Origin of the sequence: Pseudomonas sp. PDM27, assembly GCF_019219205.1 — a bacterium.
GTDB classification, from domain to species: domain Bacteria; phylum Pseudomonadota; class Gammaproteobacteria; order Pseudomonadales; family Pseudomonadaceae; genus Aquipseudomonas; species Aquipseudomonas laurylsulfatiphila.
This window is the reverse complement of record NZ_JAHUWF010000004.1, coordinates 96,043-109,345: the sequence shown is the minus strand read 5'-3', so window position 1 is coordinate 109,345 and position 13,303 is coordinate 96,043. Positions and strand designations below refer to the sequence as shown.

General features: G+C 62.2%; 9 protein-coding genes. 2 read left to right on the top strand and 7 right to left on the bottom strand.

Features of this window, described 5'->3' with window-relative positions; translation table 11 throughout:
- Window positions 1-34: 34 nt before the first annotated feature.
- From KW838_RS10670 to ptsP, 4 genes are all read right to left on the bottom strand, one after another.
- Window positions 35-1,624 carry an alkaline phosphatase gene (locus KW838_RS10670; RefSeq protein WP_218501060.1) on the bottom strand — a complete coding sequence of 530 codons (1,590 nt, stop codon included), beginning with the start codon at window positions 1,622-1,624 and terminating at the stop codon, window positions 35-37.
- Between the two features lie 176 nt (window positions 1,625-1,800).
- Window positions 1,801-3,540 carry a PTS fructose-like transporter subunit IIB gene (locus tag KW838_RS10665; RefSeq protein WP_218501059.1) on the bottom strand — a complete coding sequence of 580 codons (1,740 nt, stop codon included), beginning with the start codon at window positions 3,538-3,540 and terminating at the stop codon, window positions 1,801-1,803.
- Between the two features lie 11 nt (window positions 3,541-3,551).
- A complete protein-coding gene (pfkB, locus tag KW838_RS10660) occupies window positions 3,552-4,493 on the bottom strand; it encodes a 1-phosphofructokinase (RefSeq protein ID WP_218501058.1) in 942 nt (313 codons plus the stop codon).
- Window positions 4,493-7,354 carry a phosphoenolpyruvate--protein phosphotransferase gene (gene ptsP, locus KW838_RS10655; RefSeq protein WP_218501057.1) on the bottom strand — a complete coding sequence of 954 codons (2,862 nt, stop codon included), beginning with the start codon at window positions 7,352-7,354 and terminating at the stop codon, window positions 4,493-4,495. The genes pfkB and ptsP overlap by 1 nt, the downstream gene beginning before the upstream one ends.
- Before the next feature lie 290 nt (window positions 7,355-7,644).
- Between ptsP and cra the strand changes: the two genes are divergently transcribed.
- Together cra and KW838_RS10645 are read left to right on the top strand one after the other, a co-directional pair.
- Entirely contained in the window at window positions 7,645-8,640 is a 996-nt protein-coding gene (cra, locus tag KW838_RS10650; RefSeq protein ID WP_218501056.1) for a catabolite repressor/activator, read from the top strand.
- 3 nt (window positions 8,641-8,643) lie between these two features.
- Entirely contained in the window at window positions 8,644-9,420 is a 777-nt protein-coding gene (locus KW838_RS10645; RefSeq protein WP_218501055.1) for a TatD family hydrolase, read from the top strand.
- 116 nt (window positions 9,421-9,536) lie between these two features.
- Here the strand turns inward: KW838_RS10645 and KW838_RS29875 are convergent, their stop codons facing one another.
- The 3 genes from KW838_RS29875 to ampD form a co-directional block, all read right to left on the bottom strand.
- Complete coding sequence (locus tag KW838_RS29875; RefSeq protein ID WP_371317833.1) at window positions 9,537-10,241, bottom strand: methyl-accepting chemotaxis protein; 705 nt, start codon at window positions 10,239-10,241, stop codon at window positions 9,537-9,539.
- 1,638 nt (window positions 10,242-11,879) lie between these two features.
- The gene (gene ampE / locus KW838_RS10635) at window positions 11,880-12,716 is read right to left on the bottom strand and encodes a regulatory signaling modulator protein AmpE (RefSeq protein WP_102698869.1); all 837 of its coding nucleotides are present in this window, start codon (window positions 12,714-12,716) and stop codon (window positions 11,880-11,882) included.
- A complete protein-coding gene (gene ampD / locus KW838_RS10630; RefSeq protein WP_102698870.1) occupies window positions 12,713-13,273 on the bottom strand; it encodes a 1,6-anhydro-N-acetylmuramyl-L-alanine amidase AmpD in 561 nt (186 codons plus the stop codon). The genes ampE and ampD overlap by 4 nt, the downstream gene beginning before the upstream one ends.
- Between the last annotated feature and the right edge of the window lie 30 nt (window positions 13,274-13,303).

Sequence of the window (13,303 nt, the reverse complement as noted above, 5' to 3'; positions counted from 1 at the left end):
ACAGTAATAACAAATATCCCCTCAACTTCCAGCATCAGCTTTTTGTGCGAAAATCATTTCCCACATAGTGAGCAACTACCGAGTCACGCGGTGCCAGTTTTTGCTCGAACACCGACACGCCATCCAGATCGCGCAACACCACGTTCAACTCCCCCGTCTGTCCATCGATATTCACCTCGCCGAAAAACTGAAATCCGGCAAATGGCGAGGCGTCTTGCACAGGGGAGGCCTTCTCGAATACCACTTCAGGGCCAAAGGTCTTATCCAGCGAGTCAGGCCCGAAACTGCCCGCATTCAACGGCCCTGCAACGAACTCCCAGAACGGTTCAAAGTCCTGGAACGCCGCCCGATCCGGGTGGTAATGATGGGCCGCGCAGTAATGCACATCCGCCGTCAGAAACAGAAAATTGCGCACCTGTCGCGCCCGCAGGAAACCGAGCAATTCGGCGATTTCCAGTTCGCGCCCCTGGGCCGGACCGGGGTCACCGTTGGCCACCGCCTCCCACCGCGTGACACCGGGACTCACTTCACCGTCAGGCGCGCCAAGACCGATGGACATGTCAGCGGCGATGACTTTCCATTGCGCGTTCGAGGCCTGCATTTCGCGCTTGAGCCAGTCCAGTTGCCCACGCCCGAGAAACGGCCTGGCTTCGCCAAGGTTGTCGTCGTTGGCTCCGCGATAACTGCGCATGTCCAGCACGAACACATCCAGCAGCGGCCCGTAACCGAGCTTGCGATAGATCCGCCCGCCACCCTCGGCACTCTGCACGCGCATCGGCGCGTATTCGAGCCAGGCCTGGCGTGCGCGGTCCACCAGGCTGTGGATATCTTTGCTCTGGTATCGTGCATCCGGCTTTTTGCCCGGTGACCAGTTGTTCATCACTTCGTGGTCGTCCCACTGCCAGATCTGCGGGACCTCGGCATTGAAACGGCGAATGTTTTCGTCCATCAGGTTGTAGCGGTAATTGCCGCGATACTCATCGAGGCTCTCGGCGACTTTGCTCTTGGCCTCGGTGGTGATGTTGCGCCACACCCGGCCGCCTTCCGTGCTGAGCTGCGCCGGGATCGGGTTGTCGGCGTAAATGGTATCGCCGCTGTGGATAAAGAAGTCCGGCAGGCGCCGGCGCATCGCCTCGTAGATGCGCATGCCGCCAATGTCCGGGTTGATACCGAAGCCCTGGCCGGCTGTGTCGCCACTCCAGACAAACCGGATGTCGCGCCGGGTCTGCGGCACGCTGCGCAAGTGACCGAACCAGGGTTCGCTGGCAACGCCGCTCTGGGCGTCTTCAAATTGCACTCGGTAGAAAATTGCCTGGTCGGCGGGCAGCCCGGTGAGTTCGACCCGGGCGGTAAAATCGGTGCGAGCATCGGCCAGGGGCGAGACGAATCGCCGAGGGTCGGGAAACAGGCTGCGGGTGTCCCACTCCACCACCATCCGTGCGGGGCGGTCGCAGCGGCTCCAGATGATCGCCCGGTCACCCAGCAGGTCGCCGGACTGCACGCCGTCGGTGAGTTGCGGCCGATCCTTGACCGAAGCGATCACCGCCGGCGCCAGCCCCGGCAACAACAGCCCGGCGCCGACCGCTTGCATGACACGACGGCGCTCGAGGTTGAAATCGCTCATGGTGTCCCCCCCTTCAGTGGAAAACCAAAGCATCGCTGGATGACTCGGGGATGACACAAAAACTGCCAACATCATAGATCCCTATGGGAGCGAGCTTGCTCGCGATAGCCGTCTCACATTCAACATTTATGTCGACTGAAACACTGCAATCGCGAGCAAGCTCGCTCCCACAGGGGTCAGGCGGCGACCGGTTCTACCACCAGCTCCACCGTTTCCGGCCGTTTGACCAGCGCATACACCACCGCCGTCAACAGACTCCCCGCGACAATCGCCAGCAGATACAACAGCGCATGGTTGATCGCATTCGGGATCGCCAGCACGAACAAACCTCCGTGGGGCGCCATCAATTTACAGCCGAAATACATCGACAGCGCACCGGTCAGCGCACCGCCGGCGATGCTCGCCGGAATCACCCGCAACGGATCTTTCGCGGCAAACGGAATCGCCCCTTCGGAGATAAAGCACAGCCCCAGCACCAGCGCCGCTTTACCGGCTTCGCGTTCAGTCTGCGCAAACTTGCGTCGGGCAATGAACGTGGCGATGCCCAAGCCAATCGGCGGCACCATGCCGGCGGCCATGGTCGCCGCCATCGGCGCGTAACTCTGCGAGGCCAGCAAGCCGACCGAGAAGGCATAGGCCGCTTTATTGATCGGCCCGCCGAGGTCGACGCACATCATGCCGCCCAACAAAACACCCAGCAAAATTGCGTTGGTGGTGCCCATGCTGTCGAGGAAATGCGTGAGCCCGGCGAGCATCCCGGCCACCGGCTTACCGACCACGTAGATCATCACCAGACCGGTAAACAGACTCGCCAGCAACGGAATGATCAGGATCGGTTTCAGCGCCTCAAGGCTCTGGGGCAAACGCGCGTATTTATTGATCGCCCTGGCCGCATAACCGGCGAGGAAACCGGCGATGATCCCGCCGATGAAACCGGCACCCAGGGTGCTCGCCAGTAGCCCGCCGATCATCCCCGGTGCGAGGCCCGGACGGTCGGCGATGGAATAGGCGATATAGCCTGCCAGCAGCGGCACCATCAGCTTGAACGCAGTGTCGCCGCCGATCTGCATCAACGCCGCCGCCAGCGTACCCTCTTCCTTGAACGCGGTGATGCCGAAGACGAACGACAAGGCGATCAGCAAGCCGCCCGCGACCACCATCGGCAACATGAACGACACGCCGGTCAACAGGTGTTTATAGACGCCCGTCTTCTCCTGTTTGACCGTTGTGTTGGCCGCGCTTGATGCGCTTTCCTGCTGGCCTTCGGCCAAGGCCTTTTTCAAGGTTGCTTCGGCTTGCTTGAGGGCAATACCGGTGCCACAGCGATAGATTTTCTTGCCGGCGAAACGCTCAGTGGCGACTTCGATATCGGCCGCCAGCAGCACCACATCGGCCTCGGCAATCGCCGCTGCGCTCAGTGGATTGCGCGCACCGACCGAGCCCTGGGTTTCCACTTGCAGGTCATAACCCAGGCGTTTGGCCGCTTGCTGCAAAGCCTCGGCGGCCATGAACGTGTGCGCCACGCCAGTCGGGCATGCGGTGACGGCCACCAGTCGCGGCGCGTTCTGGGCTACAGCCACTGGTTCAACGACCGCTTCAGAAGCGGCGTAAACCTGCGCTTCCCGGGCACCACGTCGCAGCACGGCTTCCACGTCTTGCAGGGCCTGGGCCGGGGTGCTCTGGAACACCCGCTTGCCAACAAATCGCGCCATGTCCACGGGCGCGCTGGTCACCAGCAGCACCCACTCGGCTGTGTCGAGGGTGGCCGCCGACAGTTGCTTTTCCGGATGTGCGGCATCGTTGATTTCGACACTGGTGCTCCAGCCCTGACGCTGGGCCGCGGCATCGAGCAGCCGGGCACACAGCACACTGGTGACCATGCCGTTCGGGCAGGCCGTAATGATGGCTAACTTCATGACAAACCCTCTTATTGTTCTGTCAGGGGACGCACGCGCACACCCTGTTCGAGCTGCGCCAGTTGCGCCGCATCGCCAATGCCGAATCCGATCTGGGTCACTGCCATCGCGGCAATCGCCGTGGCAGTGCGCAAGGTTTGCTCCGGCGTATCGGCACTGAGCAAACCGTGGAGCATCCCCGCCAGCAACGAATCACCCGCACCCACCGTGCTGGCGACGCTGACCCTGGGTGGCGTGGCATGCAGCGCCGAGCCGACGCTGAACCAGTTCACGCCTTCGGCGCCGTGGGAAATCACCACGTGCTCGATGCCCTGGGCGTGCAAACGCTCCGCCGCCAAGGCCTGGGCACTGACCGACACGACCTCGCAGTCCAGCACCTCGGCCAACTCTTCGGCGTTGGGTTTGATCAACCAGGGTCCCGCCTTGAGCGCTGCACGCAACGCATCGCCGCTGGTGTCGAGGGCAACGTTCAGGCCCAGCGTCTTCAAGCGCACAATCAGCGCCTGCAACCACTGCGCGCTGACGCCCAAGGGCAAGCTTCCGGCGACCACTACCGCATCGTGACCCGGGGCAATCTGCTCCAGTCGTTCGATCAAGGCCTGCTGTGCCGCTTCGCTGACCTGCGGCCCCGGTCCGTTGATGTCGGTGATGCGTCCGTCGCTTTCCGCCAGTTTGATGTTGCTGCGGGTTTCTCCGGGAACGCGGATGAAGGCGTCGACAAAACCGCGTTTGGCAAACAGCGTTTCAAACGCTTGCAGGTTGTCTTCGCCAAGGAAACCACTGACGGTCAACTGATGCCCGAGGTCGGCCAGTACTTGCGCCACGTTCACACCTTTACCGGCGGCGTGGGTGTGCATGACATCGCTGCGATTGACCTGGCCGGCTTCAAGGCACGGCAACTGGACGGTCAGGTCCAGCGCCGGGTTGAGGGTCAGGGTGAGAATCCGTGCCATTACAGGGCCTCCACGAGTGCGCGCACTTCATTGGCGCTGCCCACGGCCAAGGCCTGTCGGGCAAGGGTTTGAGTCTGAGTGAAGCCCAGTTCGCGAATCCGCGCCTTGACCTCGGCAATACTGCGCGCGCCGACACTGAGCTCATCCACCCCGAGGCCGACCAGTACCGGCACCGCCAGCGGGTCGGCTGCCAGCTCGCCGCACACGCCGACCCATTTGCCGTGGGCATGGGCCGCGCGCACGGTGATGTCGATCAGTTGCAGCACCGCCGGATGCAAGCCATCGGCCTGGGCCGACAGCGTCGGATGGCCACGGTCGATGGCAAGCGTGTATTGGGTCAGGTCGTTGGTACCGACGCTGAAAAAGTCGACCTCCTTGGCCAGCACCGGCGCCAGCAAGGCCGCCGACGGCACTTCGATCATAATCCCCAGTTGCAGGTCGGCAACCGGGATTTCCAGGCGCAGACGTTCGGTCATGTCACGGGCCTGGCGCCACTCGTCAACGCTGCCGACCATCGGGAACATGATCCGCAGCGGACGGTTGTCGGCAGCCCGCAGCAAGGCACGCAGTTGCGCTTCCATGATCTGCGGGCGCTGCAAGGTCAGGCGAATGCCACGCACGCCGAGAAAGGGGTTTTCTTCCTTCGCAATCGGCCAGTACGGCAGCGGTTTGTCGCCACCGACATCGAGGGTACGCACCACCAGCGGCCGCCCGGCCAAGCCGTCGAGGACGCGGCGGTACTCGGCTTCCTGGGTCGCCTCGTCGGGCGCTTGCGGGTGGGCCATGAAAATCAGTTCGGTGCGCAACAGGCCGATACCTTCGGCGCCCTGCTCCACCGCACTGGTGACGCCGGCACTCTCGCCGATATTGGCGAACACTTCGACGGCATGGCCGTCGGTGGTCAGTGCCGGCTGGTGGCGTTGCTCGGCCGCTGCCTTCAAGCGCTGCTCGCGGGTATCGCGTTCGGCCGTGGCGCGTTGCAAGGTCGCCGCATCTGCGTCCACATGCAGGCGCCCACGCTGGCCATCGAGCAGCAGTGGCGTACCCGGGGCCAGCAGCAACACGCCGGGGCCGGCGCCGACCAGTGCTGGAATGCCCAGGGCCCGGGCAACAATCGCACTGTGCGCCGTAGCCCCGCCCCGTGCGGTGAGAATCCCGGCCACGCGAGCCGGGTCCAGACGCGCGACGTCGGACGGGCCGACCTCGTCCATCACCAGAATGTACGGCTGATCCGGTTCGCTCGGGGTTTCGATACCACCGAGTTGCAGCAAAACCCGACGCCCAATGTCGCGCAAGTCGGCAGCGCGCTCGGCGAGCAAGGCATCCTGCAACGCTTCCTGCTGCCGGGCCGCCGCTTCAATCACGACCATCCACGCCGCCTCGGCACTTTCGCCCTGCTTGAGACGCGTATCGACTTCGTCGGTCAGTTCCGGGTCGTCGAGCATCTCCTGGTGGGTGATGAAGATTTCGCGAATGGCTTTGCTTTTGCTGCGCTCGATCAATCCCTGGATGTCCCGGCGCACCTGCGCCAGTGCGTGCTGGAGACGTTCACGCTCGATGGCGGCGGATTCACCGCGCAACGGGTAATCGATGGTTTGCAGGACTTGAATATGCGCCGGACCGATGGCGATGCCCGGGGCGGCGGCAATGGCCTGGACCACGCTGCCGGATAGCGGGGCGAGGATCACTTCGGCCATATCGGCAACGACCTCCCGTGCCTGGCTGACTGGCGGCAGCGGCTCGACTTCCTCACCGAGGCCTTCTTCGATGGCGGCCAACAAGGCCGGCAACGCATCCGCCGCGATGCCCGGTTCGGCGATGAACTCCAGGACCTGCCCGCGACGGGCGCCGAGGCTGAGCAGTTTGCTCAGGCTCTTCACCGACACCGCGCTGTCGTGGCCGTCGACGATGCGCACGCGGATGTCACCCTCAAAACTTTTCGCCAGTTGCGCGAGGATCTTCGCCGGCCGCGCATGCAAACCGTGGGCATTGGCCAAGGCAATGCGCGCACTGGGCCAGTCGGCGGGCACTTCACCACCGAGCACTTCGAGGACTTTGCGGCTGCTGGTGGCGCGCCCCAATTCATGGCCACGCCCTTCGATCAACAAGGCGCACAGGCGCTCGAGCAGGGTTTGATGGGCCTCACCGAGGCTGGCCAGGCAGAACAGTCCATTGAGTGGCTGGCCGAGATAGCGCAGCGGTTTGTCCGGGGTGACGAAGGCCAGGCCGGGGCGCTTCACCGTTTGCTCGCTGTGCAGCCACCACAGGCCATCACCCAACGGCAGCGCTTCGACCTGTTGCAGCACGGCGGAAAAACCATTGCTCACGCAGTCGGCCTGCCGCAGCAAACGTGCGCCGCGCCACACCAGCTCTTCGAAATCTTCGGCCGCCACACCAAGGCCGATCATCTGCGCATCCAGCGCCAGCTCCTGCGGCGCGCCTTGCAGCAATTTCAGCAGCGCTTCAGCGGAACCGGCGCGACGCAGGGCCTGGCCCAGGTCAGTCTCACCGAGCGCGCGGGTGAGCAATTGCAACAGACGCAGATGCTCATCGGATTTGGCGGCGATACCGATCGCCAGGTAAACGATATGACCGTCACCCCAGTCCACGCCATCGGGGAACTGCATCAGGCGCACACCGGTGGTGAACACCAGGTCGCGGGTTTCGGGGGTGCCGTGGGGGATGGCAATACCTTGACCGAGAAAGGTCGAGCCCTGGGCCTCCCGCGCCTGCAAACCGGCCAGATAGCCCTCGGCAACCAGGCCGTCGGCGACCAGATGCCGGGCCAGCAATTGCAACGCTGCGGACTTATCCACGGCCGACTGGCCCATGGAAATCTGCTCTACAGTGAGCTCGAGCATGCTTTCTCCTTTTTGGCGCCTTGGGGTGCCAGGTATTGTTTTGAATGAGTCAGCTCAGGCGCTTGGTCGTCACTTTTGGCGGTTTCACGGCAGAACCGGCCAAAGGCGCCTTTAACGTAGAAAATACGCTTGCTGAAACGTTTAATCTAGAATGAATGGCACGTTACTCGATAATGTCCCATCCTTGAAGCTCAACTTGTCGGATGCGTTGCGACAATGGTCGCCTGCCTTAATCGGTTAGGATTGACGAAAATGTCGAGGCAATCTCGAAAAAACAAGGAAACAGCGGGTTGAAACTCAGTGATATTGCCCAGTTGGCCGGTGTGTCCGTCACCACCGCCAGCTATGTCATCAATGGCAAGGCCGAACAACAGCGCATCAGTAGCGCCACCGTCGAACGCGTGCGCGCGGTCGTCGAACAACATGGCTTCACGCCTAACCCACAGGCCGCCGGCTTGCGCAGCCGACACACGCGCACGCTGGGGTTCATTCTGCCGGATCTGGAAAACCCCAGTTACGCGCGAATCGCCAAATTACTGGAACAAGGCGCCCGCGCCCGCGGTTATCAGCTGCTGATCGCCAGTTCCGACGATGCCCCGGACAGCGAACGGCAATTGCTGCAACTGTTCCGTGCCCGGCGCTGCGACGCGCTGATCGTTGCCAGCTGCCTGCCGGCCGGAGATGACAGCTATCACCAGTTGCAAGCCAAGGGCATACCGATCATTGCCATCGACCGGGTCATGGAGCCCGAGCATTTCTGCTCCGTGATCAGCGACGACCGCGAGGCCAGCCTGCAACTGACCCGCAGCCTGCTGGAGCCGCTGCCCAAACAGATCGCCCTGATCGGTGCCCGCCCGGAACTGAGCATCAGCCGGGAACGTGCCGCGGGCTTCAAAGAGGCCCTCACCGGGTTCAACGGCGAAGTACTGATCGAAGAAGGCGAATCCTTCAGCCGCGAGTGCGGCAAACAATTGATGGAAGAGTTGCTGCTGCGTCTGGGCCATTTGCCCGATGCGCTGGTGACCACCTCCTACGTGTTGCTTCAGGGCGTGTTCGATGCGCTGCACGACTTCCCGTTGAAGAACCGCCCGCTGCGCCTCGGCACATTCGGTGACACCCAGCTGCTGGACTTCCTGCCGCTGCCGGTCAACGCCATGGCCCAGCAACACCAGTTGATCGCCGACAAAGCCCTCGCGCTGGCACTGGCAGCCATCGAACAGTCGGACTACCGGCCCGGCGTACAAGCCATCCCGCGCACGTTCAAGCAGCGTATTCTTCAGGAATGAGCCGTGGAGCTGATCGACACCCATACCCACCTGGATTTTCCGGACTTCGACGCCGATCGCCAGGCGCTGCTGGCCGACAGCCGTGCCCTCGGGGTGCGGCGGATCGTGGTGCTGGGGGTTTACCAGGCCAATTGGCAACGGGTCTGGGAGCTGGTACAGAGTGACCCCGACCTGCACGCCGCATTCGGGCTGCATCCGGTGTATCTGGACGATCATCGCCCGCAACACCTGAGCGAACTCGGTGACTGGCTGACCCGTCTGGCCGACCATCGGCAGTTGTGTGCGGTGGGCGAGATCGGCCTGGACTACTTCATCGAATCCCTCGACCGCGACCGCCAACAGAAGTTGTTCGAGGCGCAATTGCAACTGGCGGCGGACTTCAATCTTCCGGCATTGATCCATGTGCGGCGTAGCCATGCGGCGGTGATTGCCACGCTCAAACGGTTTCGCCTGAGACGTGCCGGGATCATCCACGCTTTCGCCGGCAGCAAGGAGGAGGCCCGGGAATACATAAAGCTCGGTTTCAAGCTCGGCCTTGGCGGCGCCCCGACCTGGCCGCAGGCGCTGCGCATGCACCGCGTGCTCGCTGAGCTGCCTCTGGATTCGGTGGTGCTGGAAACCGACTCGCCGGACATGGCGCCCGCCATGTTCCCCGGCCAGCGCAACAGCCCGGCACACTTGCCGGCGATCTGCGCGGCACTGGCCGACATCATGGCGATCAGCCCCGAGCAATTGGCCGCGGCCAGCACGGCCAATGCCTGCGAGTTGTTTACCTGGTGAATCAAATCCTGTGGGAGCGAGCCTGCTCGCGAAGACGGCGGCACATCCAATACGGATGTGACTGACAAACCGCTTTCGCGAGCAGGCTCGCTCCCACTGGTGGTATCAGGCGACCGCTACACTCGGAACGCACTGATCAACTGTTTCAACTCCACCACCTGAGCCGACAACGCCCGGCTGGCGTCTTCGGTCTGATGCGCACCTTCAGCGGTACGCTCACCGGCGCGATTGATCTCGACGATGTTCTGGTCGATGTCGTGGGCGACGGCGGTTTGTTGCTCCACTGCGGCGGCAATCTGCTGGTTCTGGTCGACGATCATGCCGACCGCACCCAGGATGTTTTCCAGCGCCCGCTGGACCTTCTCCGACTGCCCCACCGTGCCGTTGGCCATCTCATGGCTGGTGCCCATGGCCTTGACCGCCGCGCCGACTCCGCCATGGAGCTTGGCGATCATCTGCTCGATTTCTTCGGTCGATTGCTGGGTGCGCTTGGCCAGGGTCCGGACTTCATCGGCGACCACGGCGAAACCACGCCCCTGCTCACCGGCCCGTGCGGCCTCGATAGCGGCATTGAGCGCCAACAGGTTGGTCTGCTCGGCGATGCTCTTGATCACTTCAAGAACGCGGCTGATGGACTGGCTGTCGCTGGCCAGTTGATTGATCACCCGCACCGACTGATCGATTTCGTTGGCCAGGGCGGCAATGCTGCCTTGCTGCGACTCCACCAGACCGCGACCGCTGACGGTTTCGTCGTTGACGCTGTGGGCGCTGCTCACCGCCGCTGCAGCACTGCGCGCGACCTCCTGGGAAGTGGCCGACATCTGGTTCATCGCCGTGGCCACTTGTTCGATCTGTGTACGCTGCCCGGCGACAGCCTGGTTGCTTTGCGCGGAAACGCTTTCCACCTGACCGGCCTGGCGCTCGACTTCGCTGACGGTCTGCCCCACCCGCTCGATCAGGTCATGGATTTTCTTCACGGTGCCGTTGAACACCTCGCCCAACTCGCCCAGCTCGTCACGGCTATGGGCGCTGAAGGTCACGGTCATATCGCCGGCCGCCACCTTGTCCATCACTGCTCCAAGGCGCTTGAGCGTGGTGCGGGTCGAGACATAGAAAGCGCCGTAGAGATAAAAGATCAACACGAATACGACTGATAATGCCACGGCCTGCAAGACCATATGCGTGCGGTTCTGGTCCAGGCGTTGCTGCAACTGCGGGCCCAGATACTTGAGGGTTGCTTCGTTGAGTTGGTAAGTCTGGTCCATCAGGGCGCTGACCTGATCGTAAAAGCCCTGCCACGGCGCATCGAGGGTATCGGCCATGACCACTTGCTCCTCGAACAGCTCGCTGGCTTTCTTCAAGGATGCCCGGCTGCTATCGGCCTGAGCGGCCAGGGTATCGCGGGCGGCTTTGCTGGAACCCAAGGCGTCCTGCAACTTCAAGCCATATTCGGCCTGGAGCTTTTCAATCTGCGCCAGCAATTCATCGAAGCGGGTACTCGACGCCGAGTTGATGAAACCCTGCCCCAACGAGTAAGACCCCATTGCCCGACCTTCGCCCAGAATCTGGGTGACACGTGGGGTGACGAGGGTGACGAGCTCACTCAATTGGCGCATGTCGCTCTGGTTGTCGCGACTGAGGCCGGACTGGCTGGTGATGAGCTGGCCGAAAATCTGCGCGCTGCCCACCAGCTTGCCGATCAGGGCACTTTTGCTTTGCAGGGAGTTTTCCGTTTGCTGGGCCTTGAACGCGGCGATCATCTCATCGCGTTTGCCATCAAACACCGCGACCTGCTCCGGGTCGCTGGTCATCGCCGTCAGCCCTTGCAGGCGAGTCAGAATATTCTGCTCGAGGGTACTGATTTTCGATTCGACATTGCCGGCCTTGCCGGATTGGCCGAGGCTGACATTGATCTGCACCAGGTTGTTCAAGGTTTCCAGATCACGCCGTAACGTCAGGCTGCTGCCCAACAGGTCGAGACTTTGCAGTTCGATGCGCGTCCCCTGGAACTCGCGGTAGGAGTCACGCACCAGATAGAAGTTGGTCACCAGCATCGGCACCAGGAACAGTACGCTGATCAGGCTGAACTTCATGCCGAAGCTCAGGCGATTCATCAGTGCGACAGCGGGATAGAGCAAGCTCTTCACTGGATGTCTCCCTTCAATTTCTTATTTTTTTTATTGGCAGGCGCAGACAGACAGCAGATAGCCACTATGCGGCGCTATCTCTGTATAACTTAAATCGGCAGGAAGTTTTGTAACTTAAGGTTAACGACAGGGCGAAGCACTTCCGGCAAGTGATCACCCTGTGGCGAGGGGGCTTGCCCCCGTTGGGTGGCGAAGCCGCCCCCGGCGATTTATCAGTTAAAACGGGTACTCCTGATTTACGACTGCTGCGCAGCCGAACGGGGCGATGCGGCGATCCGACAAGCCCCCTCGCCACAATGGCTCAGTGCAGGCCTAGTGCAGGACCGTCCACAACGCAAACCCGGCGTACCAGAGCACCGCCGCACGCAGCAGCAGCGCCCAGATGCGGTCCAGGTTGTTGATACCTTCCACGCCGGCCACCGGTGCCGGAATTTCACCGGCCACCAGCCCGACTTTCACGATCAATTGCGCGGCGCTGATGTTCCAGTTCAGCAGTTCATGCAGCATCACCCGACTGACCGCGACAAAATTGCCGACCAACGCCAGGCTCGCCGCCAGCAGACGCACCGGCAACCAGTCGAAGGCGTGACGCAGTTGCCCGGCGCGCTCGACCAGCGCCGGGTTTTTGCCGTGCTCTTCGGCCAGTGCCAGCAGCCGATAACTCAGCGCCGCGACCGGACCCAACAGGAAGTACCAGAAAATCACCGCGAAAAAGCTCTGGTAGGCCTCCCACAGCAAATGCCCTTCGACCTGCTCCAACAACTGCTCGCCACTGTCTGCGCAGATATCCAGATCGCGCTTGGCGACAAGGGCCGCTGCTTGCAGATCCTCCCGACGCCAGGCATCGCGGAACGGCCCGAGATCGCCCAGCAGATCACCGCGCCCCAGGCTGTAGATCACGACCAGCAAATGGATCGGCAACGCAAGCAACCCGTAGGCCACCGGCTCGATGACGACCAGCAGCAAACCCAGCAACGCCACCGGCAACAAGACCACTACCGACAACACCAGCCATGGCCGGCCCGAAAGCCGTGGGCTGGCCTCAAGCTTGTTCAGCTCGTGTATCCAGCCACTGTCACGCTGAACCCGATGACGCAGGGCCGAGAACTTTTCGATCCACACCGCCAATAGCAACACCAGAAAACTCATTGCCCATCCTCTTGTGCCAGAGCGGCGCGATAACGTGCCCAGTCGAACGCCGGCCCCGGATCGGTTTTGCGCCCGGGTGCAATGTCGCTGTGCCCGCAGATACGCTCTGTAGTGATCGCCGTGAACGTCCGTTGCAACTGACGGGTCAGGGCCGTCAACGCGCCGTATTGCGCGTCAGTGAACGGCAGATCATCGGTGCCTTCGAGCTCGATGCCCACGGAAAAATCGTTACAGGTTTCCCGCCCCTCGAAGCTCGAGACCCCCGCATGCCACGCACGCTCAAGGCATGAAACAAACTGGGTGACCGTTCCGTCACGCTCGATCAGGAAGTGCGCGGAAACCCGCAAATCCGCAATCCCTTCAAAATAGGGATGTTCGGTGACATCCAGGCGATTCTGGAAAAATTCCTGCACCTTGCCAGTGGCGAACTGCGCCGGTGGCAGGCTGATGTTGTGGATCACCAGCAGGGAAATCTCGTTTGTGGGGCGCGCATTGAAGTTGGGTGAGGGGCAGACATGCACACCCTGAATCCAACCGCTCGCGGGGTCCAACTGCATACCGATTCCTTCAACGTCGACTGTGTTGGC

Coding starts and splice junctions, on each gene's coding strand:
- ptsP (WP_218501057.1), bottom strand. CDS start 7,354: ATGCTCGAGCTCACTGTAGAGCAGATTTCCATGGGCCAGTCGGCCGTG.
- KW838_RS10665 (WP_218501059.1), bottom strand. CDS start 3,540: ATGAAGTTAGCCATCATTACGGCCTGCCCGAACGGCATGGTCACCAGT.
- KW838_RS10670 (WP_218501060.1), bottom strand. CDS start 1,624: ATGAGCGATTTCAACCTCGAGCGCCGTCGTGTCATGCAAGCGGTCGGC.
- ampE (WP_102698869.1), bottom strand. CDS start 12,716: ATGAGTTTTCTGGTGTTGCTATTGGCGGTGTGGATCGAAAAGTTCTCG.
- pfkB (WP_218501058.1), bottom strand. CDS start 4,493: ATGGCACGGATTCTCACCCTGACCCTCAACCCGGCGCTGGACCTGACC.
- ampD (WP_102698870.1), bottom strand. CDS start 13,273: ATGCAGTTGGACCCCGCGAGCGGTTGGATTCAGGGTGTGCATGTCTGC.
- KW838_RS29875 (WP_371317833.1), bottom strand. CDS start 10,241: ATGTCGGCCACTTCCCAGGAGGTCGCGCGCAGTGCTGCAGCGGCGGTG.